The organism is Bacterioplanes sp. CLAM21 (assembly GCF_059641015.1).
Window position 1 is genome coordinate 3,072,071 of sequence record NZ_CM184929.1, and the last position, 26,988, is coordinate 3,099,058.

Sequence of the window (26,988 nt, forward strand, 5' to 3'; positions counted from 1 at the left end):
TTTTTTGTTGTTTTGACAGAATTAAAATTTCATACCGCCGCCAACCATGACCACCAGCGGGTCGATCTCAACCTCTAAACCATCCGCAGCGCCGCCGCGAATCTCAGTGTCGATATCCATTTTCCACAAAGCAGCATTGACGACCCACTGGTTATTAATGACATAGTCCACACCCGCTGAGTAACTTAGACCCCAGCTTGCTTTCAAACCCTTGGTACCAATAGCAGCGTCATCCTTTTCATCAAAGAAGAAGGTATGGTTAATGCCCAGGCCTATGTATGGCTGAATGGCCGAATCGCCTGCCAGCGGATAAAACTGTGCTGATACCGTCGGTGGAAGATGCTTGGTGGTCGCAATCGTTGCACCATCTAAAGCACCACCGTCTGCTTTTACTTCATGCTCAAACGGAGTAGCGGCCAGTACTTCGACACCGAACATTGGCGCGACCATATAGGTGGCTGTCAGTCCCAATTGAGTATCATTTTCTACGTCCAGTTTGGTATCCGGTACCACAGCGCTAGCATCGGCGTTGTTATCCTTCGGCATAACGTGCACAACGCCAGCTTTAACAATAATATCGCCCGCTTCATACGCCATGACAGGGCTAACCGCAGCAACAATGGCACTCGCAACCAAAGTTTTCAGCATTTTCATTTCGCACTCCTCAGTTCCGTGCTCAATCAAGATGGGCTCAGAATAACGCCGGAGTTTCGGGCAGTTTTGATGCAGATCAAGCTGTCCAAGTGGCCAAATTTGTGCCGAGTACTTTGTTGTGTCAGATCAACTTTGTAAGATAGCCATAGGAATACCACGCATAGTTGGCACGATTTTTTCGTGCCAAATGGTATAACTGGCCGATCAAGGGAATAAAGCTATAGTGTTATCAAAGGTGTCTTTGCTTCTTTCGACTCTGCACAGCTCATCTGCAATGTGCGATCTGTGTTTATCAACCAGCTAAGGTGGTCAATCACGCAGTGGCAGCACAGCAATCAGAACAAATACAAGCCAGCACACAGCCAAAACAGAGAGTTGGATCGCGTATTGGTCGACGCCTGCTGTCTTACATTCTGGCCTTCAGCTTTCTCGTCACTCTACTGACCACTGCCTTTATTTTATTTAGCGACTATAAGCGCGGCCTCAGCAGTTATGATCAAAGTATCGATCAGATTCGCAGTAGTTATCTCGACAGTATCAGTTACAGCCTTTGGAATTTCGATGTTCCACAATTAGAGTCGCAGCTGGCGGGCATTCTTAACTTTCCAGGGGTTGCCTACGTATTTATTGAGTCTACCGATGGCACGGTGTTTTCCGCAGGTGATGTGATGCAGGGCTCAGATACCCGTAATGACATTGAGTTACGTTATGAAAGCAGTGGCAGAGAGTACTCTTTAGGCATACTGCACATCGACCTTGATTACGCCAACTTATATTCTGAGCTACGAAGCAAAGCCATCAATATTCTCGTCACTCAGTTTCTTAAAACCTTTTCGGTTTCAATATTTATCCTGTTTATCGTCAATCGTTTGCTGACCCGCCGCCTGGAACGCATGTCACAGTGGGCGTCTCAATTTTCACTTAAGCGCCTCGATCAACCATTACAGCTGCCTGCCACAGGCGATGCTGATGAGCTCAATGATGTTGCCGATGCCATTAATCAGATGCGTCATACCTTGCAACAAGACGTGGTGCGCGAACAGGCTGCGGTCCAAGAATTGCAACTCACTAAAGAGCGCTTAGCCATTGCCATCGATAATGCGGCACTAGGCTTTTGCGAATACTCCGCTGACAGCGATCGCTGTGATGCCAACAGCCATTTTGCTACCCAGCTGGGGTTAACCCGCACCGAGCTTGAGCATCTGCAACATCCAATGGAAATGCTGTTATCTTCGATTCGAGGGCCACAAGCCACAGAGCAACGTGAACGCTTGAACCAACTTTTCTATGGCCGCATTCCTAGGGTATCTGACACTTACCACATCGTGAATCAACGGCAGGACCCTTGCATATTTGATATTACCTTCCAAATCACGGCTTACCATGATAATCGCCCAGCCAGCATACTCATTTGTATCGTGGATAAAACGCGTGAGCATAGCGCCAGCCAACAGGCACAAGAGCTGGCAATTAATATGGAAAACAAGGTCGCCAAGCGCACGGAGGAACTCTACAACGAGCAAATGCGCGCCAAAGTTGCCTTGCAACGCATGTCGCAGCAGCTGGATCGCTGCCAGGCCACCCTACGCAGCCAAAAACACAGCGTCTTTAACCGGCTGCTGCTCGAGGAACTGCAAGCCCACCACAATCATGAGCCGCAAGCCCACTTAAAGATATTCCAAGACTATTTGCACATCAGCATTGATGACTCGCGCAAGACCATTGATTTGTCAAAACAGCTCATGCAATGGATGACATCTCTGCCCCTGCCCGACGATAAAAAAACTCTGCACCTACCGCTGTCACTGGTATTAGAAGAAAATGCAGCGCTGTTCGACTTTGTAATGGGGCTGATCGTACCACCTGCCTCCATGGAAAAGACGCAGCAATTAACTTTGACATTGGATACCAATGGCTTACAAGGGCATATTCAATTACAGCAGCAGATGTCACACAACGTTGTGGATTCCCGAGGCTTTGCCTTGGCTTGTTATATTGTCGAAGACCGATTGCAAGGCAGCCTGAGTCAACAATGGCAAGGGCAGTATCTAGAAATGGATTTAACTTTTAGCTTGGCTCAAAGCAACGATTAACCGTATCAGGAAACGAAGAAAAGTTGCCCTAGAAATAGGGCAACTAACATTAGACTTTTACTGCCGAAAGTCGGTTTCTTCCTCAGCAAAACATCAGGAGCACCGTTTAAGCCATTAAATAAGCTGCGAATAACACAGCTTAGAGAAAAACGGGCTCCAACTGTTCGGGTTTAAGCCGCTTCAGCTGCTCGCTTAGCATCTTCTTGGTCTTTGAGCTCACGACGCAATATCTTGCCGACTGGTGTCATCGGTAACTCGTCGCGGAACTCCACCTGACGCGGCACCTTGTAAGCGGTTAGATTTTCCCGGCAATACTGGCGAAGTTCTTCCACCGTCACATTAGCGTCGCTGGCCACCACAAACAGTTTGACCGCTTCGCCAGTCTTGTCATCGGGAACCCCAATCACTGCGCAGTTTTCAACCGCCGGGTGTTTGGCCACGACGTCTTCAATCTCGTTAGGGTAAACATTGAAGCCAGAAACTAAAATCATATCTTTTATGCGGTCGACGATGCGGACAAAACCGTCTTCATCGATAATGGCGACATCACCCGTTTTTAACCAGCGACCATCTTCGGTAAAGCTGTCAGCGGTGGCTTCTGGACGATTCCAATAGCCCTTCATCACCTGTGGGCCACACACACACAACTCGCCACGTTCACCGACAGCGACTTCGTTACCTTGATCATCGATGCATTTCAACGCCGTGCCTGCAACCGCTTGCCCCACCGTTCCCATACGCTCCAGGCCGTTGCCCGGGTTCATAGTCACCGCAGGCGAACACTCCGTCAGGCCATACGCTTCTGAGATGCCACAGCCTGTCATATCTTTCCAGCGTTGCGCCGTATCATCCATTAACGCAGTGCCACCCGATAGCGTCAGTTTTAACTTAGAAAAATCACACTGAGCAAATTCCGGGTGCTGCAACAAGGAAACAAACAGCGTATTAAGCCCAATAAAGCCGGTGAGCTGGTGCGGTTTAATCATGCGCACAAACATATCGGTATCACGCGGATTGGCAATTAATATGCTGTGATCGCCCATGTTAAACAGTGCCATTAAATGCACGGTAAACGAATAAATATGATACAGAGGCAAAGGTGCAACAATTTTCACACCGCCTTCTGGCTTTATCGGCTCGCCGTTAGCGTCATGCTGCGATAACTGCGCTTTGGACTGCAACATGTTGGCAATCAAATTGCGATTGGTGAGTTCAGCACCTTTAGCCACACCGGTGGTACCGCCGGTATATTGCAAAATAATGGTAGCGTTAGGGTCACGTATATAATCGGCTTTATGTGCCCCGGCCTTAGCTCCTAATGACAGCGCCTTACGGAAAGGTACAGCGTCAGGCAGCGAATAGGCAGGCACCATTTTCTTCACGTACTTCGCCGCAGCATTAATAACCGTCCGTTTAACCAGGGGCAACATATCCGCCAGACTGGTAACAATTACATGCTGCAATCCAGTTTCAGCTTTAATGTTCTGCACTGAGCGCGCAAACACATCCATGCACACTAGGGCTTTGGCACCCGAGTCATTAAATTGGTGCAGCATCTCCCGCTCGGTATAAAGCGGATTGGTATTTACAACGATTAAACCTGCACGCAGTGCACCGTACATGGCAATGGGAAACTGCAGCACGTTTGGCATTTGAATGGCGATACGATCGCCTGGTTTCAGACTGGTATGATGTTGCAGATAAGCTGCGAAAGCAGCACTGTATTCATCAATTTGCCCGTAAGTGAGGGTATAGCCAATACTGGTGAACGCTGGCCGCTGCGCATAACGCTTCATCGCGCCTTCGATCACTTCTACCACTGCATCAAATTCATTCAGATCAACTTGATCTGCCACCCCTGGAGCTCGTTTACCGTCCCAAAATGAAGCATCCACCACTAGATCTCCCATGGTTCATTGTTGTTTTTGTTTAACGCGCACTATGAACGAAAGGCGCATTGAGTGAAAGAGCAGATGATGACACACTTTCTGTCATATCACGTCATGGAAAGGCATTGCCATGCTGACCGATACGATGATGGCTCACTCGCAGCAACCATCACAACTGGCCAGACAGCATCTACAACGGCTGTTAGATAGCCTGCAACAGCAAGGATTTGAAACCACGTCCGTGTTACGCCATTGCGGCCTGAACCGTGGTTTGCATAACAGCACGGCAGTCACGCCAATGATGCTGCAGTGCGCCGTTGCTCATGCCGTTGCCAACACCGATGAGCCGTTACTGGGACTGCTCCATGGCGCTAGGCTGCCGCTAACAATGCGCAGCTTTGCGAGTCAAGTCTATTTGGCCGCAGCAAGCTTCTCTGATGCCCTGTCGTGGCTGATACGTTACTTAAATAATGACAACCTGCTGGCGCAGCTACGCTTGCGACAGCAGCACCAGCTGATCAGCATTGAAGCCGTATCCAACTGCAACAGCGCTACCCTGGCCAATTTCAGCCAGCATTCTCTACTCGCAGCCGTTAGCACACTGCTGCACTATTTGACGTCACAAAGTGACCCTCTAACGGGTGTTGTGCGCCTGTGTGGTTCGCCGGTGGGTCCTGGTTTACGTTATGAAGAGCCGTTACTGTTTCCAGTGCAGTTTAACCAAAACCATAACGCACTATGCCTGCCAACCAGTGTGCTTAAGATACCCATGGCCAGCCTGAGCCTGCCTGCTCGGCGCCAGGCAGAAGTCGAATGTGAACAGCAAATAGCCAGCATGCCACAGCAGCTAGACTTGGCGACCCGTATCCGCTGCCAGCTGCTACAGCAACGCCAGTTTCCGAATCTTGCACAAATAGCCGAGCAGCTCAATGTCAGTGCCCGCACCATCAATCGGCATATGGCAGAACTCAACACCAGCTACCAAGAGCTATTGGAAAGCGCACGCCGTCAATTAGCCATACAGTATTTGCTCACCAGCCCACTCAGTATCGATGACATTGCAGACCAGTTAGGTTATCAGGATGCCTCCAATTTTGGCCGTGCCTTTCGTCGCTGGCTAGGACTGTCTCCCAGGCGTTTTCGCCAGTCACAACCTTCTACAGGTTAAAGCATTAACGCTTTGTTTGACTCAAACCCTCTACAGTTTGATTTAGCGACCGCCAGCAGGCTGCTGCAAATTTGTCTTTGTCGCGCCTGCCCAGACTGAGTAAGATAGCGCCAAAACTACAACAAAATAACTATGTCTCACATTCAGTTCGCTGCCACCGATCGCCGGTTTTATCAACAGTTATCGCAGCAAGTACAACAACTGCTCGACGCCCACGGACAAAGTAAAAGCGGCAACCGCCAGCTATGGATAAAAGCCGTCATTATCAGCGTCTTTTTTATCAGCAGTTATGGCTTGCTGCTGCTTCCTAGTGCCGTAAATAGCCTGTTCTGGCTTTTGCATGGTTTAGCCACTGCGCTGGTGGGCTTTAATATCATGCACGATGGCGCTCATGCATCATTCAGTCGCCATAAGCTCATGAATCGCATCGCTGCGTCGAGCTTTAATTTAATTGGCAGCCATCGCTATTACTGGGCACAAAAACATAACCGAAGCCATCATAGCTACACTAATGTTGCAGGTATTGATGAAGATATTGACGCGTTTGGACTGATACGCATGAGCCCAGCGCAAGGGCATTATTTTTTCCATCGCTGGCAGCACTGGTATGTTTGGCTGTTGTATCCGTTCACCAGTTTATTCTGGTTTTTTGTGTTGGATTACAAAGCCTATTGGCGTCAGAAAATTGCCCAGCGGTGTTATTCGCAAACCATGGTCTTCAAAGATCATGTTGAGTTTTGGCTATCGAAAATACTCTATTTGCTATTGTACATCGCCCTGCCTGCCACCCTACTGGGTTGGCCGCAAGCCATCAGCGGCTTTTTACTGATGCATTTTGTGCTTGGTAGCTTGTTTGCTTTGGTGTTTCAACTGGCGCATGTGGTTGATAAAGCGGACTTTCCCAAGGCCGACGCGAACGGCATGCTGGCCGATGACTGGGCCCATCATCAACTGAAAACCACCGTCGACTTCGCAACCAATAGCCGCTTTTTGAGCTGGACACTGGGTGGGCTCAACTTTCAGCTAGAGCACCATCTTTTTCCGCGCATTTCCCATGTGCATTATCCGCATATCCATCAGCTATTACTTCAATGCGAGTCGGCAGGCACATTAACTGTGCGCCGTTATAACACCTTGTTTGATGCCATTAAGGGCCATTACCGCCACCTAAAACAGCTCGGAAACCCCTAGGCCATTCTGTGCAGCTCTGTGCCAGGGCAGTAGGCTTGCCCAACGACGAGCGACTAAGAGTTCGCCAGCGAGCTTCGCTGGCCACGTTGCAGTGCGGACCTCAGCCACTAAACTGCCAATAGTGCACCGACAGGAGTTCATCATGGACACCTCACCACATGACTTGCCGGCGTTGTTTGCGCAGCTTGGCCTGGATAACAGCGCTCAGGCCATTGAGCGCTTTATTGAACAGCACAAACCCATTACCCGCCAGCAATCTATTCTTGGGCTGGAGTTTTTCAGCGATGCACAACGTGCTTTTCTGCGTGAATCCATCGAGCAGGATTCTGACTGGGCAGAAGCCGTCGACACCCTCGATAGCTTATTGCGTAAAGAAGCCGACATCCGTCCATCTTAGGGCCTGTTCACACTATTTAGCGCTTTGCTGCTGGACGTCTGTTTTTTCTTGAGTGAGGCATGAGCCGTGTGGTTTAACTGAATAAGCAACGAATAACGCGACTCAGAGAAAAACGGACCCCAGCCCTTCGGGGTATGGCTGAGAACCCCTCAATCTGTGTTGCTCATCCTTCATTTAACTCGTTAAACATCAGTCTTCGCGCCCTAATTGAGGGGTTTTCATCTGATAACAGCGCGATCGAAATAGTGAGAACAGGCCCTAAGGCGGTTAGTGGTTGACCATCTTCAAAGTCAGTCGCACACTGGCGGTTTTTGGGGAGGCCCTATGAACGCTCCACAATTTGTTGCCATTGATGCCAGCTCATGGGAAGAGCGAGCCCATCCAATTGCCATCGCTTGGAGCCTGGCTGACGGTCGCATTAAAACCACGTTAATCCAACCTGAAGACGACTGGGACGATTGGGACTACGCCCTCGAAGACATTCATGGCATCAATCAAGACACCCTGTATCAGCGCGGTGAAACCTGCTGGTCGGTCATTCGTGAGCTGGAAAACGATCTGCAATCCAGCCGTTTGCAAAGCGATGATATCGAGCACTGCGAACTGATGCTTGAGCGCATTTACGATGCCTGCCAAAGAGACCTGAGCATAGAATTGGACGCACTAGAAGTCGCTGCAGAATTGAGTCAAAAGACGTGCGATGAACGTGTGCATGCCATGCTGCAAGCTTGGGCAGACGAACATGGCATGGATGGTTTTAGTGTTGCTGAGCAAGACCACAACGAGTGAGCCTAAATCCCAGCCAAGCCGGCGGGCGATAGACCCAACGGCGAGATTAGTGATCAATCACTTCAGGCTCACGCTGCAAATCGGCGATCATAGCGCCGAGGAAGCGTGATGCCTCACCACCGGTGACCACCCTATGGTCAAAGGTTAAAGACAGCGGTAATACCCGCCCGGCAAACAGCTCCCCCATATGCACCAGCGCCTTATCCTGAATGCGGCCAGCACCGACAATGGCAACGGTCGGCGGCACCACAATCGGCGTTCCATAAATGCCCGCGCCCTGACCGTTGCGCGCCAAAGAACCGTAGTTCGATAAGGTGATGGTCGCGCCCTTTAGCTCTTGTGGAGGGATGCTGCGCGCTTTGACATCTTGCCGCAGATTGCCAAGGCCAACGCGCAAATCGTCGGCGCAACGATTACCAACATCGCGCAATACCGGCACAAACAGGCCTTGCTCAGTATCGACGGCAATGCCGACATCAATGGTTTGCAATAAACGCAGCTGATTATCATCAAACCAGGCATTAAGGTTGGGCTCGGCCTGGCATGCCACGGCCATGGCTTGCAGCAAGCGAACAGTGATGTCCTCCCCTAGTTGCCATTCGGTCACATCGGCTTCATCAAACAAAGTGACGGGCACTACCGACTCATGGGCACGGGCCATATTTTTCGCCATGGATTTGCGCACCCCGCTAAGGGCCTCTGCCGGCCCATGGCTGGCATTCACACGACTGGCGCGCTCGACATCGTCAGCGCTGATACGACCATTGTCACCGCTGCCACTCACACTGTGAATATCGACGCCAAGACGCTTGGCCAAGGCGCGCACGCTGGGCGATGCTCGTACAGCTGAGGTCGCTCCCCCGGCACTGCCGATGATGAAAGTGTCGGCACTGGCCCCGGCCTCCTGCGGCAATTGACCGACTACGGTCGCGCCATCTTGCTGGGGCGCTTCAGCCCCTTGCTCGCCGACAAACTCCACCAACGGCTCGCCGACATTGACGCTGTCGCCTTGGGCAGCAAAGCGTTGGCCAATGACACCAGCCTGGGGGCTGGGCACATCAACAATGGCCTTATCGGTTTCTACCGCCAACAGTGGCTGATCGACCTTCACCTCATCGCCTTCATTGACATACCATTCAACAATTTCTGCTTCCTGCAGCCCTTCACCTAAATCTGGCAATGCAAAATAACGCATACGCTGTATCCCTATTGGTAACGCACTACTTTCATAGCAGCGCTGACAATGTCATCGGCATCCGCCAAGTACCATTGCTCCTGGCGAAAATATGGCATCGGGGTATCAAATCCAGTCACCCTGGCAATGGGAGCATGCAGACAATCAAATGCTTGCTCACTGAGCTGTGCGGCAATATCTGCTCCGATGCCGCCACTGCGACAGGCCTCATGCACAATCAAACAGCGCCCGGTTTTTTCCACCGACTGACATAGGGTAGCCATATCGAGCGGAGACACAGTAGCGACATCAATCACATCACAACTAACGCCTTGCTCGTGCAAGCGATCGGCAGCAATCAGCGTTTCATGCACACTCGCTCCCCAACTGATCAGAGTGAGGTCATCACCCTGGCGTAGGGTAAAACAGGAATCCAACGGCAAGCGCTCACCATCATCTGGCAGCGGTTGCTTCTGCAAGCGGTACAAACGCTTTGGCTCCAAAAACAGCACGGGGTCCGGGTCATCAATAGCACTGAGCAACAATCCGTATGCCCGTCTCGGTGACGACGGTATAACCACCCGAATACCCGGTATGTGCGCCAGCAACGCTTCGGTACTTTCCGAGTGATGCTCGGGTGCATGTATGCCACCACCAAAGGGAGCACGCACCACCAAGGGGCAGCTCATACGTCCACGGGTACGGTTTCTAAGCCTGGCGGCGTGGGTAATCAGCTGCTCAAAGGCCGGAAAAATAAAACCCAGAAACTGAATTTCCATCACTGGGCGCAATCCCAATGCCGCCATACCGACGGCAGTACCCGCAATCAGCGTTTCAGCTAACGGAGTATCCATCACCCGCTGCTCACCAAAGCGTTGCTGTAAATCGACGGTGGCTCGGAACACACCGCCATTAACGCCAATGTCTTCGCCTAAGCACACCACCCGCTCATCGGCGGCCATGGCATGATGCAAGGCCAAGTTAACCGCTTCTACCAGAGTTCTGTCGTCCATCATCACTCTCCCAGGCGACGCTGGCGTCGCTCGGCGAACATCTGTAATTGCTCATCCAAAACCGCCGGCCAGTCCTCAAATACATGGTCAAACATGGATTCCGGTGTTTGCGGCTCGATTTGCAAATAGCTGTCCACGGCATGGGCGACTGTCTTCTGGCAATGTTCCAACCACTGCTGCTCCAGAGCCTCGCTCCAAGCGCCTTGCTGCAGTAGAAACTGGCGCAGTCGCATCACAGGTTCACGCTGCCAAGCTTGCTGAAGTTCAGCATCATCGCGGTAACGACTGGCATCATCCGCCGTCGTATGATCAGACAGGCGATAGCTGATGGCCTCTATTAGCGTTGGCCCATCGCCTGCGCGGGCACGCTCTAACGCCTGAGACACTTCATCTGTCATGGCAATGACATCGTTGCCATCAACCTGACGAGACAAGACGCCAGCGCCAATGCCTTTCAGCGCCAGCGCCGAAGCGCCGCATTGAATTTGCCGCGACACCGAGATAGCCCACTGATTGTTGTTCAACACAAACACCACAGGCAGCTTCCACACGCCGGCCAAGTTCAAAGCTTCTAAAAAATCGCCTTTCGATGACGCGCCATCGCCCAAGGTGCACACCACGGCCTGGGGCTTTTTTTGCAACTGCAACGCACGCGCAGCGCCGACGGCATGTCCGCACTGAGTTGCAATAGGAATACAGATAGGGAAGTCTTGCGTCGGCCCGGCCAAACTACCGCGTTCGTCCCCTCCCCAATACTGCAACACATCCTGCATATTGTAGCCACGCAGTAACTGGGTGCCGTGATCGCGGTAATAAGGCACAAACACATCGTCAGGCTCCATCGACAATCCCAAGCTCACGGCAATGGCTTCCTGCCCCAAGCTCGACGGATAAGTTCCCAACTGGCCAGTACGCTGCAATGCAATGGCCTTTTGGTCAAACTGTCGTGTAAGCACCATCCAACGATAGCTGTCCAACAGCGGCTCCATGTCATGGGCCCACAGCGGCAATTCTGAGCAGACCTGTCCACTGGCATCTAGATAACGCACCATACCCGCTACAGATTCCATAGCGCCTCCCTTTCAATCTCTTGCTGACCAGGTTGATACTGGCCCTCAGCAATGGCCTCATCGGCCACCTCATCAGCCACCAGATTCACCGCCTGCTGGCGCTGCTCTGCCATATGAAATACTTCGGCAAGGCGCTGAGTAATGGTATCGATGTGATCTGCAATACGTTCTTCAGACCAGCCGTGGTAACGACCGGCGGCAAACATCAGTCCACCAGCATTGACCAGATAGTCTGGTGCAAACAGTATCCCACGCTGCAAAAGCTCATTGCCTATGTGTGGGCTAGCCAACTGGTTGTTGGCAGCCCCAACAATGGCCTGACATTGCAGCTGTGGCAAAGACGATTCTGAGATCACACCACCCAAAGCACAGGGCGCCAGAATATCCACAGGCTGCTGCAGAATACGCCCAGGCTCTACCACACTAGCACCCAATTGCTGCGCCTGCTGGCACAGCTCAGCATTGAGATCGCTTACCCAAACTTGGGCGCCGGCTTCCGTTAGGCGTTGCGTTAACGCCATGCCCACATGGCCCAAGCCCTGAATAGCTACCTTGCTATGTTGCAAAGGCTGCCCCAGTACCGACGTCATCACATGCTCTAACGCCTGATAAACGCCGCGTGCCGTGTGAGGAGACGGGTCACCAATTTGACTATGACTGGCAACATGGCGAGTTTGCTTAAAGATGTCGTCCATATCCGCCACCTGAGTGCCGGCATCCATAGCGGTGATGTATTGCCCGTACAGGCGTTCGACACATTGGCCAAACCAGCGAAACAAGGCCTGACGATCAAATATGCCTTCAGGCATCATAATAACGGCCTTACCGCCGCCTAGATTTAATCCAGCTAACGCCGCTTTTCTGCTCATGCCTTGAGCCAATCGTAGCGCATCCTGCAGTGCATCTTGGTCACTTTGATAAGGGACAAAACGACAGCCACCGAGGGCAGGGCCTCTGCGGGTGGAATGAATGGCTATCAAGGCTCGCCAAGGAGCTTGAGGGTTGCTGGTAGGACAATGAGCGAAGCTATGCACCGCCTCACAGCGATGATCAAGTATGGAATCAAACATGGCTATTCCTCCGGCTTATGGCCGATGTCTAACACCCGGCCGATAGCTTTTGGCTACACCGAGTGAATCGCCTGTTTTAATGATACTCGCCAGCCTATTCTGACGGGCACAGGATAGTTAAGAAATAGTCCAGATATGACTAAAAAGACAAATAACGAGTGAGTGGTCTTTAATAGCGTCGTATTTTATAGGCGTTCAATACGCCTATAAAAAGCAGCTCTATATGCCAACTAGCAATACCAATATCCGTGGATGAGCAGGGCCGCCGACATTAGCAGCCGCTCGCGGTTAAGACTCGATGGAAAGCAACTCAACATCAAATATCAAGGTCGAGTACGGTGGAATAGTGCCTGCCTGTCTGCGTCCATAGGCCAGCTGTTGTGGTATCGTCAGCCGCACACGGTCACCAACGACCAGCTGCTGCATGCCTTGCTGCCAGCCTGCAATGACCTGATTGAGGCTGAACTTCAGTGGTTCGCCTCGACGACGAGAGCAGTCAAAAACCGTACCGTCAATTAAGGTGCCGGTGTAATGCACAACAATCGGCTGCTTTAACGTTGGCGACACATCACCATCACCGCGCTGCAAGTATTCGACTAACACGCCGTCGCCGACTTGCTGCACCCCATCCTGCTGTTGCTTCTGGTGCCAATAGGCCTCACCTGCCTGACGATTTTGTTGCCAGGCTTCACCTTTTTGTCTAGCAACCCGGATTCCATAAAACAACAGCACTAGGGCACAAAAGACGACCAGCAAGTCACCCACATCCAACGACATCATTTAACTCCTGAGAATGTCTGTCGAGGCATAATAACATCTACCGGTCAATTCGATTAACCAGCTGCTGGCGCTATTCACTCCGCTAGAACTAATGGGGTGAGGCATGATGCTCGTCTGGTTTCTTTAACGAGCGTCGGTACAGATCTTTGTCATCATGAAACAAACGCTCACCGACATTCTCTACTTGTTTTAACGCCTTCAATGATGAAGAGCGGAATTCCCGTTGAAACAAAACCCCCACCACAGTGGTGGACGCCACAATAAAATACCAAGGTCCCAAAAACCAACTCACCGCCGCCAGCGAATAATAAAAAGCCCGCAATCCATAGTTATAACTATGACTGGCCTGGTCGATCACCTTAGCAGCATAAATGGCAAAATTACGCCGTTCGTTGGCGGTAACGCCTTCGTCTTCTGGCGCTGGTGCCGCACCTACCAGTACCGACGCAAACCCAAACTGTCGCATCGACCAGGTAAAGGTAAAAAACGCATAAATATAAATGCCGATTAATGCCAGTATTTTTAACTCAACCAGTAAAATCGAACTTTGTGCGGCAAAGGAAATATCAGCAATCACATCATGAATTTGCTGCGTTGCGGTTAACGCCGTTAACAAACCCGCCAGCACCAGCACGCAGGAGGATGCAAAAAAAGTGACGTTGCGCTCCAAATTCGACAACAACGCGGCATCACTAACACGGATTTCACGTTGCAATAATCGCCGCATCCAGTTTATTCGATGTACATGCAACACAGATGATAGCGACGCCGTAGTTTTCGCTCGCCGCTTGGCAAACAAGGAATAAACCACCCAGCACACCAGAAACCAGGCCAATGCTCCCCAGTCCTGCCAGCTGATAAAACTATCCATTCACACCTCAATCTTCTTCAATGGGTAAAAATTTGGATCGCACCAACCTTTGCATAGCGCCAGAGTGACTATCTGGCTTCCAGATAGTCACTCTTTTGGGTCTACGCCAGCCCTTTTCTACCATGTACATAAGCCGCCGAGCCTTGCCCGGCATGCCCCTTTCAAACACGGCGAGATTACCATGAAACCGCTTTCTATTATGTTAACCAGTATGGCACTACTGGGCTGCCAGGCCAGCTCTTCAGCCAACAGTGACGTCACCGTATTTATCAATGCCGATCTGCTGACGCTGTCGGAGCAAACCCAAGCAGGCGATTCGTTAGTGGTGCGTGGCGACACCATCGAGTTTATCGGTGAACAGCAGCTGGCCTTGCAGAGTGCCGGTGATCACGCCAAGGTCATCGACCTCGAAGGCCTTACCATCATGCCAGGCATTCATGACAGCCACGTGCATGCATTGGAAGGCGGTGCTGAGGTGGGCGGCAATTGCTGGCTAGAAGCAGACGATATTTACGGATTGCGTCAGCCGTTACTCGACTGTCGCCAACAGCAAGCAGGTTCACATTGGCTCACCGCCTATGGCCACGATTTACATTGGTTGCTGGAGCACGACAATCCCAAAGCTTTGTTGGACCAATGGATCAGTGACCGGCCGGTGGCAATCATGGAACAAAGCTCACATTCGGCTTGGGTTAACTCCAAAGCATTAGCAGAGCTTGGCTACAGTGCTGACAGCGACAATCCCAGTGGTGGCGTCATTGTCAAAAATGACGACGGCGAGCCCAATGGTATTTTATTAGAAACCGCTGCCGAGGCAGCCTTTGATCTGGCTTACCAACCGACCGAGCAAAGTTTTGACATCTATTACGATGGTTTAGTGTGGGCCATGGATGAAATGGCCCGCTACGGTATTACTTCTATCGCCGATGCCCGAGTTTATTGGCAACGAGGCTGGTTGGACGTATGGAAGCAGGCGGAACAAGACGGCGTATTAAAAACCCGCGTCAATTTGGGTTTATGGGCGTACCCCTTGGCCAACGATAAAGAGCAAATCGATTATCTGAAAAAGCACTTTCGTTTCGATGCAAAGCGCCTACTGCAAATCAATCAAATTAAAATTTACAGTGACGGCATTATCCACAACACCACCGCCGCTCTAAAACAGCCCTACCAGCAAAGCTTGCCCGGCGTACCACCAACCGGTTTAAATTATTTTAGTCAACAACGTTTAAGCCACTACATAAACCAGCTGCAAGGTGTGGGATACGACTTTCATATTCACACAATTGGCGATCGAGGCATACACGAAGCATTAAATGCCATTGCCGCCCAGCCCCGAAGCCAAGCTCGTCATCGTCTCACTCATGTAGAGATGATCGATAATGACGATCTGCCACGCTTTGCACAACTGGGGGTAATTGCCGATATGCAGGTGGCTGGCGATTTCACCCTACCGCACAATCATCATTGGCAACGCCCTTATATTGGTGAGCGCATCGAACAGGCCTATCGCTTAAAGGATTTAACAGATTCTGGTGCACATGTAGTGCTTAGCAGCGACTGGACAGTCAGCAGTCTAAACCCCTTTATCGGTATTCATAATGCCGTTAATCGTGGCGCGCAAAGCATCAGCGTACAGCAAGTACTTGCGGCGTACACTCGTAATGCTGCTTACGCGCTACGCAGTGAACGGCGCACCGGCACATTAGAAATGGGCAAACTGGCAGACTTAATTGTGATAGACCAAAATCCACAAAAAGTTCCGACTGGTGACATCCAACAGACCAAGGTGCTACTGACCATGATGAATGGCCGCATTACCTACCAATCAGAAGAATTTTAAGTTCAATCCGTTACCCTGCCCTGACATCATTGCGGGGCAGATGTTGGCTCTAATGATTGCGCCAGCAGCTCAATTAAAGAACCCACTTCCGCCTGCTGCTCTAAGCCGGGGGCCCACAATAGTTGAATGCGTCGATCAATATGGGCCGTTTCAAAGTCTGGCTGCAATACCATAAGTTGCCCCGCATCGATCTCAGCCTGCACTTCAAGCCTTGGTAATAAGGCATAGCCACAACCGCGAATCAGCAATTGTTTAAGTAAACCAATATCACTGAGCAGCCAGTGATCTGGATTTAAGGCTTCATTAGCTGAAGCAGGCGTTTGCTTCAATTCTTCGGCGGCTTGCCCTGCCCATACCAACTCCAGCTGCTGACACAGCTGCTGCGCAGTTGGCTTCAAACTGCAGGCTTTGACCCACGCAGAAGAAGCAACAAAAACTTCATCCATATAACCTAGACGGCGATAATTAAATCCTGGCAAATGATCCTGATGCTCAAATGCCAACGCTAACTGCAGCTGCTGCTGTTCAAGTTGGTGCATGAGCTCACCGTGCTCGTATTGGCCAATCGTTAACAAACGTCCAGGCCAGCACTGCTGCCAAGCACTGAGCGCCGGCGCCATTATTTGCAGTGACAAACACTCTTCCACCGCGATTGTGAGCTGCCAACATTGACTGCCGGCTAACGCCTGGGTTCGCCGTTGCAGCGTATGCAGCTGCAGCAACGCCTGCCTGGCCCATGGCAACCACTGCTGCGCCTGAGTCGTTGGCAGCGCCCGATTTCCGCTGCGCTCAAACAAGCACAGCCCGGTGTCCACCTCCAACTCGGCCATCCATTGACTCAGTTGCGACTGGCTACGACCTAATCGGCGCGCCGCTGCCGACAGCGATCCTAGTTCCATAACAGCGACAAAGGTTTCTAGGTATTTGGATTCCATCACGACTCCCGATCCGCGGCCAATGACTTTAATCACCCTTATATAACGCCAAAAACACTGCTAAGTTGGCCATCAACTCACTTATTCGAGGCGCTTATGACAACACAGTACGATCTGGTGGTTTTTGGGGCCAGCAGTTTTGTCGGCCAAATTCTGACACGCTATCTGGCACAGCAATTTTCACTCAATGGTACTCTACGCTGGGCCATAGCCGGGCGCAGTGAGCGTAAGTTACAAACACTGCGCGGCAGCTTAGTGGACCTATTGGGCGACGACGCCAAACAGCTGCCAATTATTGTGGCGGACGCTAGCGATGAGGCCGCACTGAGCCAACTGTGTGAATCCACTAACGTAGTGGTTTCTACCGTTGGACCTTATGCCCTGTATGGCGAAACACTGGTGAAAACCTGCGCCCATAACGGCACAGATTATTGTGACCTCACCGGTGAGCCACAATGGATACGCGCCATGATCGATAAATACGAACCTGTTGCCAAAGACAGTGGCGCTCGCATTGTTCACTGCTGCGGTTTTGACTCGATTCCATCGGATATGGGGGTTTATTTCCTGCAACAGCAGGCTATCGACCTGTATGGCAAACCCGCACAGCAGATAAAAATGCGCGTAAAAGCAGCCAAAGGGGGCATGTCGGGAGGCACCGTCGCCAGCATCGTTAATCTAACAAAAGAAGCCGTTGCTAACCCGGCACTGAGAAAACAATTGGCTAATCCCTATGCCTTGTGCCCTACCGAGCACGGTTTCAATGCTCGTCAGATAAACCTGAAAGGGGCAAAATTTGATGCCGATTTTTCCGCCTGGAGTACGCCATTTATTATGGCCGCCATCAATACACGCATTGTACATCGCAGCAATGCGTTGCGAGATAACCTCTACGGCGACGATTTTCTCTATGATGAAGCCATGCTCACTGGCCGCGGCGGCAAAGGCCGCATGATGGCAACAGCGATTGTAACAGCGCTGGCTGCCTTTATGGCAGGGGCAGCCTTTAAACCGAGCCGCTGGCTGTTAGAAAAAACGCTATTGCCTAAGCCAGGAGAAGGGCCAACACCACAGCAACAACAGGACGGTTTTTTTGACATACGCTTTCGCGGCCAAACCCAAGACGGTGAACATTTATTAGTCAAAGTCAGCGGTGATAAAGACCCAGGCTATGGCAGCACTGGAAAAATGCTAGGCCAAGCAGCAGCCAGCTTAGCCCTGGATTATCACCAACAAGGTAAGAAAGTCGGCAAGGCTGGAGGCTTTTGGACGCCGGCTGCTATTTTTGATCAGCGCTTTATTGAGCGATTAGAAAAACACGCCGGGCTGAGCTTTGAACTGATGGAAGCACAACCGGCAAAGATCGAAGCTGATGCGCAATGCGCATAAAGTAGTAGCAATCGGTGTTATAGCTGTCAGTTAAGCCTTGGCCGATATCAGCTAACAATAAGGGCGCCTATAGCGCCCTTATTATTTTAATGATCGTGATCGTGATCGTGATCGTGATCGTGATCGTGATCGTGATCGTGATCGTCAAAATCTACCGCTAAATACAGCGCGGCTTGTGGAAACTGCGCGGGATAACATAAAAAGAACTGGGTGCCCTCTTCAATCGGCCACCAGCAGGAAGCATGGCGCGGCACATCAGCCAGCTCCACTCGCTCGATGCAATAATTCAGCAGCATCTCTTCTGTTTCAGGAAACAAAGCAACAAAGTCTTGCGGCAGGCCATCCATAGCACTTTCCAGCGCCTGACCATCTTCAAGATTTTTAAGCTTTTCAGCCCACACAGGATCTTGGCTGCATTCAAACAAGAAATCAGCCTGGTAACGAGTATGTAGCTTTTTTTCTAAACGGGGTTTACGCGAAGTCATGAAAATTCCTTTGTGTTACCAGGGTAGTGGCTCGCCATTGGCATGCCAGAAAGAGCCGGTATTGCTTAATGTCAGCTCATCAATGCGAGCTATTAAGCCAGCCGCCGATTGCTCAGGGGATACGTCGCCATTAAAGCCGACCATACGGGTTTGAACAAAACCAGGATGCAACACGGCAACCGCAATGCCTTCTGGTTTTAGATCCAGCGCCAAGCTTTTGCTCATCGCATTCAGCGCCGCTTTAGACGCTCGGTAGCCATAGTATTGACCCGAGCTATTATCGGCGATGGAACCCATGCGACTGGTGATATTAATCACCTTACTGCCTGAAACCAGTAACGGCTTTAACTGCGCAGTGAGGGCAATAGGTGCTAGCGCATTCACTTCAAATTGCTGGCGAATGGCATTGGCATCCATATCCTCCAGGCTTTCGTTATGAAATAAGCCAGCATTATTAATCAGCACGTCAACTGAACCAGCCAGCATTTCTGCCAGCACAGTAGGTAAACCTGCCAAGCTGGCTTCATCGGTAACGTCGATGCCAGTGACAATCTGATCACACACGGCTTCCAGCTCATCGCTACTGCTGCGGCAAACGGCGGTAACAGAATCACCGCGCTCAGCAAATTGCTGCGCCAAGGCCAGGCCAATGCCACGATTAGCACCGGTTATGACGATATTGGCCATAAGAATCTCCCATTTCAATCAGCGCCCATACTAACCCGCCGTGACGCCTACAGCCAGAGCGCCTCTCGTCACACACTCGACCTCACCCACTCCGGCTTTCTCAATCAACCGGTATCGATCGTTCGCTTTTCAACCGCTTATTTGCGTCCGATGATCAACTACTAGAAAACGAAGCAATAAAAAAGCCCCTGACGGGGCTTTGCTCAGCTGGTGGCAAATTGTGCCATCATGATTTTTAAGCGTTTTTGCTGCATCTTGAGCGAGTATTCCAACTCCTGATAGCGGGTACGCAAGGTCGCAGTTTCCCACTTTTGCTGCAAGTGGCGCCGTGTTTCTTGATAGCGCCCGGCCTGCAGCTCTTTCCATTCCGCCAACATGACTTTGAACTGCTCGTACTCTTTTTCCAGCAAGGCTGACCATTGCTCACGATTACTGCTGGCAGCCAGCTTCTCTTGTGCGCGTTTAAATTGCATATCCAGACGAGCACGCTGAATCTTTATATCAGGTACGACTCTTAAATTACGTGCCAAGCCCAACATCTCACAACCTTTGATCAACCATTTGGTTGGATCCCACTGCCACCACTTAATGCCATTCCGATAGTCGTTCTGAAAGATATGATGGTAATTGTGATAGCCTTCACCGAAGGTTAAAAAGGCAAAAAAGTGATTGTCGCGCGCCGTATTTTCATCAGTGTAAGGCTGAGAGCCCCACTTATGGGCGATGGAATTAATAAAGAAGGTAAAATGGTGGGTCGTTACTATACGTAAAAAGCCTGCCAATAAAATCATGCCCCATAGATCAGAGAAGATAACGCCAAGGCCAATTGGAATAATAAAGTTCATCGCCACGGCAATGGGCACATAATATTTGTATTGCCACATGACGATTGGGTCTTTCATCAGGTTTTTGACATTGTCGAAATTCACTTCACCACTTGGGTAGTGACGCAACATCCAGCCCATATGGGAAAACCATAAACCGCGCTTGGCCGAATAGGGGTCGATATCGACCTCATCAACATGGCGGTGATGCACTCGATGGCCAGAGCTCCAATGCAAAATCGTATTTTGCAGCGCCATAGCGCCAAACAAGGCAAACAGCAGCCGAACACTCCAGTGTGCTTCATAAGCATTGTGCGCCCACAAGCGGTGGTAACCCGCCGTAATTGCCAATTCAGTCAACGACGTCAGCACAATATACGACACCACAGCCGCCAGGCTATAGCCGTAACTTAGGCCGTACCAAGGCACCAATGTAAGCGCCACCAAAGCCGTGGCTGAGAACATGATCGCTGGAACCCAGTTGATCGGTGCGTTCTCAAAAGTTGTTTGTTCGGACATAAAAAATCTCGGCGAGAAGGCTATCGAATTCATGATAGCGGAAGCCAGCAGGTGACTCTACGGCCACAAGGGACGCAGGCAAGTCATTTGCGTCAGATCAAGATACAGACTGCGATCTAACTGGCTTGTGTGACTTTTGCTCATGTGGAAAAAGAGAATAAAAAAGCCCGGCAGGTACCGGGCTTTGATGGCTTATCCGCCAAAGTCATCCAACATGATGTTTTCAGGCTCAACACCCATATTTTCCAACATCTGGATAACAGATTGGTTCATGATCGGCGGCCCACACATATAGAACTCACAGTCTTCAGGCGCCGGATGGTCCTTCAGGTACTGTTCGTACAATACATTGTGGATAAAGCCGGTCAGACCGGTCCAATTATCTTCTGGCTGAGGATCCGACATGGCCACGTGCCATTCAAAATTGTCATTCTCAGCAGCCAGCTGATCATATTCATCCTGATAGAACAGCTCACGCAATGAACGTGCACCGTACCAGAAGCTAATCTTGCGCTTAGAATTCAAACGCTTCAGCTGGTCAAAGATGTGTGAACGCATCGGCGCCATGCCAGCACCACCACCAATAAAGACCATTTCTGCATCGGTATCTTTGGCAAAGAACTCACCAAATGGACCGTAAACAGTGACCTTATCACCTGGCTTCAGGTTAAACACATAGCTCGACATAATGCCTGGTGGAATATCCTTGGAGCCAGGAGGTGGCGTTGCAATACGAATATTGAACTTCACCAGACCTTTTTCTTCTGGATAGTTGGCCATGGAGTAGGCACGAATCACATCTTCTTTGTTGACGGTTTTCAGGTCAAAGAAACCAAAGCGCTCCCAGTCGCCGCGGTACTCTTCCTGAATATCAAAGTCAGAGAAGTTGATTTCGTACGGAGGACATTCCAGCTGCACATAACCGCCAGCACGGAAGTCAACGTTTTCACCTTCTGGCAGCTTCAGCGTCAGCTCTTTAATAAAGGTCGCCACGTTGGGATTTGACACAACGGTGGTTTCCCATTTTTTAACGCCAAAGACTTCTTCCGGCACTTCCACGTGCATGTCTTGTTTCACCGGTGCCTGACAAGACAGACGCCAGCCTTCACGGGCTTCACCTTTGGTAAAGTGCGACTCTTCCGTCGGCAGCATGGAACCGCCACCTTCGGTAATGCGACATTTACACTGTGCACAGGTACCACCACCACCACACGCGGATGACAGGAATACACCATTGGCCGCCAGGGTGCCCAGCAGCTTGCCGCCCGCTTCGGTTTCAATCTCGCGCTCACCGTTAATCAGAATCTTAACGTTGCCAGAGCTCACCAGTTTGGCACGAGCGCTCAGGATGACGGCCACCAGTGATAATACAATCACGGTGAACATCACCACACCTAAGATAATCTCGATATCCATTACCTAATTCCTTACAGTGATACGCCAGAGAAGGACATGAAGCCGAGAGACATCAGACCAACGGTCATAAAGGTAATGCCCAGGCCCTGCAGACCAGCAGGCACATCGCTGTATTTCATTTTCTCGCGAATACCCGCCAATGCAGCGATGGCCAATGCCCAGCCAAGACCCGCACCCACACCGTAGACCACGCTTTCACCCAGGTTGTAGTCACGCTCAACCATGAACAAAGAAGCACCCATGATGGCGCAGTTCACGGTAATCAGCGGCAAAAACACACCCAGTGCGTTGTACAAAGAAGGAACGTACTTATCCAGCACCATTTCCAAAATCTGTACCATGGCAGCGATCACGCCGATGTAGGTCAGCAAGCCCAAGAAGCTCAGATCGACGGTAGCGAAATCATCGCTAATCCAGGTCAATGCACCTTCTTTCAACAGACCGGTATAAATGATGTTGTTGACGGGTACGGTAATCGCCAGTACCAAGATAACCGCGATACCTAGGCCAATGGCCGTTTGAATTTTCTTGGAGATGGCCAAAAAGGTACACATTCCCAAGAAAAAGGCCAACGCCATGTTTTCAACAAAAACCGCTTTAACCAGCAGGCTTAAATAATGTTCCATTAGTGGCCTCCTGAATGTTCAGTATTTGGCAGGATCTTGAATTCAGCCTCTTCCACCTGATCTTTTTTCAAGCTGCGCAATGCCCAGATGAACAGACCAATAATAAAGAAGGCCGACGGTGGCAGTAGCAACAAGCCGTTAGACTGATACCAACCGCCATCGGTCACCAACGGCAGGATCTCAAAGCCCAGCAACTTACCGGCGCCAAACAACTCACGCACGGTCGCCACCACAATCAAAACGACCGAGTAACCCAAGCCATTGCCCACACCGTCAAAGAAGCTCAGCACCGGGCCATTTTTCATGGCAAAAGCTTCAGAACGACCCATGACGATACAGTTGGTAATAATCAAACCCACAAATACCGACAGCTGCTTACTGATTTCATAAGCAAAGGCCTTGAGGATCTGGTCGACCACGATCACCAGCGAGGCAATAATAATCATCTGCACAATAATCCGAATGTTATTCGGAATTTGGTTACGGATTAACGATACGCCAACATTTGAAAACGCCGTTACCGCTGTCACCGCCAAACACATCACCAGCGTTACTTGCAAGCTGGTAGTGACCGCCAACGCCGAGCAGATTCCAAGAATCTGCAAAGCAATGGGGTTTTTATTAAATAAGGGTTCGGTCAGAACGTTTTTAATCTCAGACACCTTAAGCCCCCTGTGATTTCATTTGATTCAGCAGTTTGCCAAAGGCCTGCTCACCGACCCAGTAACGCACCAGGTTGTTAACACCACGACTGGTCAGGGTAGCGCCACTTAAGCCATCTACCTTATTGGTTGAATCGCGTGGCGCTTCGCCTTTGATCACTTCAATGGCCAATTGGCCCTGGTCGTTATACAGCTGTTTGCCAACCCATTTTGCTTTCCACAATGGATTGTCGACTTCACCGCCCAGTCCTGGTGTTTCACCATGGGAATAGAAGCCCAAACCTTCGACGGTTTCCAAATCACCTTTTAAAGCGATAAAGCCGTATAAGGTCGACCACAAGCCATAGCCGTGTACTGGCAAAATCAGCTTGTCCAAAGAGTCGCCTTTTTTCACCAGGTAAACAGCAGCAAACTTGGCGCGACGCTTAATGCTGGCGGGATCTTCACTGCCAGCCAGCTTGTCGGACAACTCTGGCATTTGCGCAGCTTTGCGCTGATCAAACTTGGCGATGTCCTGAATGCCCATCAACTGCTTGATTTCAGCCAGCTCATCTTCGTTAGCAAAGCGGCCTTCATCCAGGTTAACGATGCGTGTCGTTACCTGTTCAAACTGCTCGGTAATGCCCTTGCTGCTGTCCAACAGACCAGCGGCAGCGAGGATATTTTTCTTCATATCCTCAGATTTATTGGCCTGTTGCAGTGGCTTCAGTGATACCGCAGCGCCCGCCACGATCACCGAACACACCAAGCACAAAAGTACCGCCACCAATAGAGTTTTTTGGATGGTATCGTTGTTAGCTGACACGAGCGATCCTCCGCTTAACATTCGACTGCACCACAAAGTGGTCAATCAGAGGGGCAAATAGGTTGGCAAATAAAATGGCCAGCATCATGCCTTCTGGATACGCCGGGTTAGCGACCCGAATCATCACCACCATCAAACCAATCAAGGCACCAAAGTAGAATTTGCCAGTGTTGGTCATAGACGCAGACACAGGATCGGTGGCCATAAAAATCATGCCGAAGGCAAAACCACCCAGCACCAGGTGCCAGTACCAAGGCAAGGCAAACAGCGCGTTGGTGTCTGAGCCAATGGCGTTAAACAACATGGAGGTAGCCACCATGCCTAACAACACACCCAACACAATACGCCAGCTAGCGATGCCCATGGTCAGCAACACTGCGCCGCCCAGCAAAATCGCCAGCGTACTGGTTTCACCCATCGAACCTTGAATGGTGCCAAAGAAGGCATCAAACCAGGTTACACCGCCATCCAAAATGGCTTGCACACCACCTTCTTGGGCGTTACTCAGAGGCGTCGCGCCTGAGAAACCATCCACGGCCGTCCACACCGAGTTACCCGACAAATCGGCCGGATAAGCAAAGAACAGGAAGGCACGACCCGTCAGCGCCGGGTTCAGGAAGTTTTTACCGGTACCACCAAAGATTTCTTTGCCAATCACCACACCAAAGCTAATGCCCAGGGCGACCTGCCACAGCGGAATGCTCGGCGGTAAGATCAAGGCAAACAAAATGGAGGTAACAAAAAAGCCTTCGTTCACTTCATGCTTGCGCACGATGGCAAACAGCACTTCCCAGAAGCCACCCACGGCAAAAGTCACCGCGTATACCGGCAGGAAGTAGGCCGCACCAAAGGCGAAGTTATCCCAGAAACTGGCCGGGTTATGGCCACCGCCGCCCAACAGAGCGATCAGCATTTCACGCCAGCCTTCAATGGCTGTTCCAGCGCCCGCAGCAATGGCTTCATTGGCCTGCAAGCCAATGTTGTACATGCCAAAGAACATGGCCGGGAAGGTACAGATCCACACCGTGATCATAATGCGCTTAAGGTCGATACCGTCACGCACATGAGACGTGTTATTGGTCACATTAGGTGGATGGAACAGAGCGGTATCTACTGCTTCATACAGTGGATACAGCTTTTGATATTTGCCGCCTTTTTCAAAGTGCGGCGCCATTTTATCGAGTGTCGTTCGCAGTCCCATGATCAACCCTCCGCCTCAATTCGAGTTAGATTTTTACGCAGGATTGGGCCGTATTCGTATTTACCCGGACAAACGAAGCTACAGAGCGCCAAATCGTCTTCGTCCAACTCCAGCGCTCCCAAGGCAATTGCCGTGTCCATATCTTCGACAATCAGCGCGCGCAACAACTGAGTCGGCAACATATCGAGGGGCATAATCTTCTCGTAAGCACCAACCGGTACCATGGCACGCTCACTGCCGTTGGTGCTGGTGCTGAACGGGAACAACTTATTCATCAATTTGGAAAGATAAATAGGCATCACAGAGAAACGGTCATTACCGGCACGGATATAATGCAGCAGTGGGCGATCACGACCTTCGCGCAGCACCGACACCTGATTGTGGAACCGACCCAAATAGGCCTCTTCACCGGCGGCAGTGCGACCACCAAACACAGAACCGGAAATAATGCGGTTCTCGTCTTCCAGCAGCTCACCGGCGGTCAGCTCGTTCAGGTTGGCACCCACTTGAGTCCGCAGTAAACGCGGGGTTTTCACCTGTGGACCGGCCAAAGACACCACGCGCTGACTATTCAGCTGCCCCGAGGTGAACAATTGTCCGATGGCAATCACGTCCTGATAGCCGATGGTCCATACCGTGCGCTTGTCACTGACAGGGTGCAGGAAATGAACATGAGTACCACTGAGGCCTGCCGGATGTGGACCGGCAAACTCTTCGGTTTGCTCAACACCAGCGCTAGGAATGTCCGCACCCGGTGCTTTACACACATACAAGGTGCCTTCCGTCAGCGCCTTCAACACGGTCACACCTTGTCTAAAGGCTTGCGGTTGCTCAGCAATGATCAACGCAGGATCCGCCGCCAATGGATTGGTATCCATGGCATTAACGAAAATAGCTTGCGGACGGCTACCGGGCTCCGGCACACGTGAGAATGGACGGGTACGCAACGCGGTCCATAATCCTGATTGAATCAGGTTTTCTGCTACCTGCTCCGCCGTTAATGACGCCAACTGCTCTTCGCTGTAACGGTTAAAAGTGATTTCTTCGTCACCTTCACAACCAATAACAACGGAGAGGAAGCGTCGGCGTTCACCACGGTGAACGGCTTTGATCACACCCGCCGCTGGTGCGGTGTATTGCACGCCTTCTGTTTTTTTATCGGTGAATAACACCTGGCCCTTCTTGACCCGATCACCGACCTGAACTTCCATCGTCGGTTTCATACCGACGTAATCTGGGCCAACTACAGCAACTTCGCTGATGGCTGGTCCATCATATATGGCTTGTTCAGGGCTACCGGTGATGGGCAAGTCGAGACCTTTCTTGATGTTGATCATATGCCTCGCCTAATCACAATTGCCTCAAGATGCTGATCTCCCACGTACAAAAAAAGCGCACAGCAGACTCCCCCTGATTCAGGAAGTTCGCGGTACGTCA

The 26,988-nt window shown here is 51.0% G+C and carries 25 protein-coding genes; 7 read left to right on the forward strand and 18 right to left on the reverse strand.

The window, feature by feature from the left end; translation table 11 throughout:
• Positions 1–21: 21 nt before the first annotated feature.
• A complete protein-coding gene (locus tag AC55FS_RS13955; protein WP_496932863.1) occupies positions 22–654 on the reverse strand; it encodes an OmpW/AlkL family protein in 633 nt (210 codons plus the stop codon).
• A 320-nt stretch (positions 655–974) separates the two neighbouring features.
• On the opposite strand from AC55FS_RS13955, the gene AC55FS_RS13960 reads away from it, so the two are divergent.
• Complete coding sequence (locus AC55FS_RS13960; RefSeq protein WP_496932864.1) at positions 975–2,747, forward strand: HAMP domain-containing protein; 1,773 nt, start codon at positions 975–977, stop codon at positions 2,745–2,747.
• 170 nt (positions 2,748–2,917) lie between these two features.
• Here AC55FS_RS13960 and AC55FS_RS13965 read toward each other — a convergent pair whose 3' ends face one another.
• A complete protein-coding gene (locus AC55FS_RS13965) occupies positions 2,918–4,642 on the reverse strand; it encodes an AMP-binding protein (RefSeq protein ID WP_496932865.1) in 1,725 nt (574 codons plus the stop codon).
• A gap of 124 nt (positions 4,643–4,766) precedes the next feature.
• Between AC55FS_RS13965 and AC55FS_RS13970 the strand changes: the two genes are divergently transcribed.
• The 4 genes from AC55FS_RS13970 (at position 4,767) to AC55FS_RS13985 (ending at position 8,181) form a co-directional block, all read left to right on the forward strand.
• On the forward strand, positions 4,767–5,804 hold the full coding sequence (locus AC55FS_RS13970; RefSeq protein WP_496932866.1) for an AraC family transcriptional regulator: 1,038 nt from the start codon (positions 4,767–4,769) through the stop codon (positions 5,802–5,804).
• Between the two features lie 132 nt (positions 5,805–5,936).
• Positions 5,937–6,995, forward strand: coding sequence for a fatty acid desaturase family protein (locus AC55FS_RS13975; RefSeq protein WP_496932867.1), 1,059 nt, complete (start codon positions 5,937–5,939; stop codon positions 6,993–6,995).
• Positions 6,996–7,137: 142 nt separating this feature from the next.
• Positions 7,138–7,392 carry a DUF2789 family protein gene (locus AC55FS_RS13980; RefSeq protein WP_496932868.1) on the forward strand — a complete coding sequence of 85 codons (255 nt, stop codon included), beginning with the start codon at positions 7,138–7,140 and terminating at the stop codon, positions 7,390–7,392.
• A gap of 324 nt (positions 7,393–7,716) precedes the next feature.
• Positions 7,717–8,181: a hypothetical protein gene (locus tag AC55FS_RS13985; RefSeq protein ID WP_496932869.1), complete on the forward strand. Its 465-nt coding sequence runs from the start codon at positions 7,717–7,719 to the stop codon at positions 8,179–8,181.
• 46 nt (positions 8,182–8,227) lie between these two features.
• On the opposite strand, the gene AC55FS_RS13990 is transcribed toward AC55FS_RS13985, so the two are convergent.
• From AC55FS_RS13990 to AC55FS_RS14015, 6 genes are all read right to left on the reverse strand, one after another.
• The gene (locus AC55FS_RS13990; protein WP_496932870.1) at positions 8,228–9,376 is read right to left on the reverse strand and encodes a dihydrolipoamide acetyltransferase family protein; all 1,149 of its coding nucleotides are present in this window, start codon (positions 9,374–9,376) and stop codon (positions 8,228–8,230) included.
• 11 nt (positions 9,377–9,387) lie between these two features.
• Positions 9,388–10,368, reverse strand: coding sequence for an alpha-ketoacid dehydrogenase subunit beta (locus AC55FS_RS13995; RefSeq protein WP_496932871.1), 981 nt, complete (start codon positions 10,366–10,368; stop codon positions 9,388–9,390).
• A gap of 2 nt (positions 10,369–10,370) precedes the next feature.
• Positions 10,371–11,438 (reverse strand): pyruvate dehydrogenase (acetyl-transferring) E1 component subunit alpha, encoded by a 1,068-nt coding sequence (gene pdhA, locus AC55FS_RS14000; protein WP_496932872.1) that lies wholly within the window; start codon positions 11,436–11,438, stop codon positions 10,371–10,373.
• Complete coding sequence (locus AC55FS_RS14005) at positions 11,426–12,508, reverse strand: Glu/Leu/Phe/Val family dehydrogenase (protein ID WP_496932873.1); 1,083 nt, start codon at positions 12,506–12,508, stop codon at positions 11,426–11,428. Before AC55FS_RS14005 ends, pdhA begins: the two co-directional genes overlap by 13 nt.
• Before the next feature lie 288 nt (positions 12,509–12,796).
• Complete coding sequence (gene bamJ, locus AC55FS_RS14010; protein WP_496932874.1) at positions 12,797–13,288, reverse strand: BamJ family beta-barrel-assembly machinery protein; 492 nt, start codon at positions 13,286–13,288, stop codon at positions 12,797–12,799.
• Positions 13,289–13,376: 88 nt separating this feature from the next.
• Complete coding sequence (locus AC55FS_RS14015) at positions 13,377–14,159, reverse strand: DUF599 domain-containing protein (RefSeq protein ID WP_496932875.1); 783 nt, start codon at positions 14,157–14,159, stop codon at positions 13,377–13,379.
• 181 nt (positions 14,160–14,340) lie between these two features.
• Between AC55FS_RS14015 and AC55FS_RS14020 the strand changes: the two genes are divergently transcribed.
• Positions 14,341–16,002 (forward strand): amidohydrolase, encoded by a 1,662-nt coding sequence (locus tag AC55FS_RS14020; protein WP_496932876.1) that lies wholly within the window; start codon positions 14,341–14,343, stop codon positions 16,000–16,002.
• A gap of 26 nt (positions 16,003–16,028) precedes the next feature.
• Here AC55FS_RS14020 and AC55FS_RS14025 read toward each other — a convergent pair whose 3' ends face one another.
• Positions 16,029–16,937 (reverse strand): LysR family transcriptional regulator, encoded by a 909-nt coding sequence (locus tag AC55FS_RS14025; protein ID WP_496932877.1) that lies wholly within the window; start codon positions 16,935–16,937, stop codon positions 16,029–16,031.
• A 96-nt stretch (positions 16,938–17,033) separates the two neighbouring features.
• Here AC55FS_RS14025 and AC55FS_RS14030 point away from each other — a divergent pair, with 96 nt between their 5' ends.
• On the forward strand, positions 17,034–18,326 hold the full coding sequence (locus AC55FS_RS14030; protein WP_496932878.1) for a saccharopine dehydrogenase family protein: 1,293 nt from the start codon (positions 17,034–17,036) through the stop codon (positions 18,324–18,326).
• Positions 18,327–18,412: 86 nt separating this feature from the next.
• On the opposite strand, the gene AC55FS_RS14035 is transcribed toward AC55FS_RS14030, so the two are convergent.
• The 9 genes from AC55FS_RS14035 to AC55FS_RS14075 all read right to left on the reverse strand — a co-directional run bounded on the left by AC55FS_RS14035 (position 18,413) and on the right by AC55FS_RS14075 (position 26,888).
• Positions 18,413–18,811: a hypothetical protein gene (locus tag AC55FS_RS14035; protein WP_496932879.1), complete on the reverse strand. Its 399-nt coding sequence runs from the start codon at positions 18,809–18,811 to the stop codon at positions 18,413–18,415.
• Between the two features lie 15 nt (positions 18,812–18,826).
• Complete coding sequence (locus AC55FS_RS14040) at positions 18,827–19,498, reverse strand: SDR family oxidoreductase (RefSeq protein WP_496932880.1); 672 nt, start codon at positions 19,496–19,498, stop codon at positions 18,827–18,829.
• A gap of 203 nt (positions 19,499–19,701) precedes the next feature.
• Positions 19,702–20,841 (reverse strand): acyl-CoA desaturase, encoded by a 1,140-nt coding sequence (locus tag AC55FS_RS14045; RefSeq protein WP_496932881.1) that lies wholly within the window; start codon positions 20,839–20,841, stop codon positions 19,702–19,704.
• Positions 20,842–21,033: 192 nt separating this feature from the next.
• Positions 21,034–22,257 (reverse strand): NADH:ubiquinone reductase (Na(+)-transporting) subunit F, encoded by a 1,224-nt coding sequence (nqrF, locus tag AC55FS_RS14050; RefSeq protein ID WP_496932882.1) that lies wholly within the window; start codon positions 22,255–22,257, stop codon positions 21,034–21,036.
• A gap of 11 nt (positions 22,258–22,268) precedes the next feature.
• Positions 22,269–22,883: an NADH:ubiquinone reductase (Na(+)-transporting) subunit E gene (gene nqrE, locus AC55FS_RS14055; protein WP_496932883.1), complete on the reverse strand. Its 615-nt coding sequence runs from the start codon at positions 22,881–22,883 to the stop codon at positions 22,269–22,271.
• The gene (locus AC55FS_RS14060) at positions 22,883–23,545 is read right to left on the reverse strand and encodes an NADH:ubiquinone reductase (Na(+)-transporting) subunit D (protein WP_496932884.1); all 663 of its coding nucleotides are present in this window, start codon (positions 23,543–23,545) and stop codon (positions 22,883–22,885) included. Before AC55FS_RS14060 ends, nqrE begins: the two co-directional genes overlap by 1 nt.
• A gap of 1 nt (position 23,546) precedes the next feature.
• Positions 23,547–24,350 carry a Na(+)-translocating NADH-quinone reductase subunit C gene (locus tag AC55FS_RS14065; RefSeq protein WP_496932885.1) on the reverse strand — a complete coding sequence of 268 codons (804 nt, stop codon included), beginning with the start codon at positions 24,348–24,350 and terminating at the stop codon, positions 23,547–23,549.
• Complete coding sequence (locus AC55FS_RS14070; RefSeq protein ID WP_496932886.1) at positions 24,340–25,551, reverse strand: NADH:ubiquinone reductase (Na(+)-transporting) subunit B; 1,212 nt, start codon at positions 25,549–25,551, stop codon at positions 24,340–24,342. The genes AC55FS_RS14065 and AC55FS_RS14070 overlap by 11 nt, the downstream gene beginning before the upstream one ends.
• 2 nt (positions 25,552–25,553) lie before the next feature.
• Entirely contained in the window at positions 25,554–26,888 is a 1,335-nt protein-coding gene (locus AC55FS_RS14075; protein ID WP_496932887.1) for a Na(+)-translocating NADH-quinone reductase subunit A, read from the reverse strand.
• Positions 26,889–26,988: the final 100 nt, after the last annotated feature.

Coding starts and splice junctions, on each gene's coding strand:
- nqrF (WP_496932882.1), bottom strand. CDS start 22,257: ATGGATATCGAGATTATCTTAGGTGTGGTGATGTTCACCGTGATTGTA.
- AC55FS_RS14030 (WP_496932878.1), top strand. CDS start 17,034: ATGACAACACAGTACGATCTGGTGGTTTTTGGGGCCAGCAGTTTTGTC.
- AC55FS_RS14025 (WP_496932877.1), bottom strand. CDS start 16,937: ATGGAATCCAAATACCTAGAAACCTTTGTCGCTGTTATGGAACTAGGA.
- AC55FS_RS14040 (WP_496932880.1), bottom strand. CDS start 19,498: ATGGCCAATATCGTCATAACCGGTGCTAATCGTGGCATTGGCCTGGCC.
- AC55FS_RS13970 (WP_496932866.1), top strand. CDS start 4,767: ATGCTGACCGATACGATGATGGCTCACTCGCAGCAACCATCACAACTG.
- AC55FS_RS14075 (WP_496932887.1), bottom strand. CDS start 26,888: ATGATCAACATCAAGAAAGGTCTCGACTTGCCCATCACCGGTAGCCCT.
- AC55FS_RS13975 (WP_496932867.1), top strand. CDS start 5,937: ATGTCTCACATTCAGTTCGCTGCCACCGATCGCCGGTTTTATCAACAG.
- AC55FS_RS14015 (WP_496932875.1), bottom strand. CDS start 14,159: ATGGATAGTTTTATCAGCTGGCAGGACTGGGGAGCATTGGCCTGGTTT.
- AC55FS_RS14045 (WP_496932881.1), bottom strand. CDS start 20,841: ATGTCCGAACAAACAACTTTTGAGAACGCACCGATCAACTGGGTTCCA.
- AC55FS_RS13985 (WP_496932869.1), top strand. CDS start 7,717: ATGAACGCTCCACAATTTGTTGCCATTGATGCCAGCTCATGGGAAGAG.
- nqrE (WP_496932883.1), bottom strand. CDS start 22,883: ATGGAACATTATTTAAGCCTGCTGGTTAAAGCGGTTTTTGTTGAAAAC.
- AC55FS_RS13980 (WP_496932868.1), top strand. CDS start 7,138: ATGGACACCTCACCACATGACTTGCCGGCGTTGTTTGCGCAGCTTGGC.
- AC55FS_RS14005 (WP_496932873.1), bottom strand. CDS start 12,508: ATGTTTGATTCCATACTTGATCATCGCTGTGAGGCGGTGCATAGCTTC.
- bamJ (WP_496932874.1), bottom strand. CDS start 13,288: ATGATGTCGTTGGATGTGGGTGACTTGCTGGTCGTCTTTTGTGCCCTA.
- AC55FS_RS14035 (WP_496932879.1), bottom strand. CDS start 18,811: ATGACTTCGCGTAAACCCCGTTTAGAAAAAAAGCTACATACTCGTTAC.
- pdhA (WP_496932872.1), bottom strand. CDS start 11,438: ATGGAATCTGTAGCGGGTATGGTGCGTTATCTAGATGCCAGTGGACAG.
- AC55FS_RS13990 (WP_496932870.1), bottom strand. CDS start 9,376: ATGCGTTATTTTGCATTGCCAGATTTAGGTGAAGGGCTGCAGGAAGCA.
- AC55FS_RS13995 (WP_496932871.1), bottom strand. CDS start 10,368: ATGGACGACAGAACTCTGGTAGAAGCGGTTAACTTGGCCTTGCATCAT.
- AC55FS_RS14020 (WP_496932876.1), top strand. CDS start 14,341: ATGAAACCGCTTTCTATTATGTTAACCAGTATGGCACTACTGGGCTGC.
- AC55FS_RS13955 (WP_496932863.1), bottom strand. CDS start 654: ATGAAAATGCTGAAAACTTTGGTTGCGAGTGCCATTGTTGCTGCGGTT.
- AC55FS_RS14070 (WP_496932886.1), bottom strand. CDS start 25,551: ATGGGACTGCGAACGACACTCGATAAAATGGCGCCGCACTTTGAAAAA.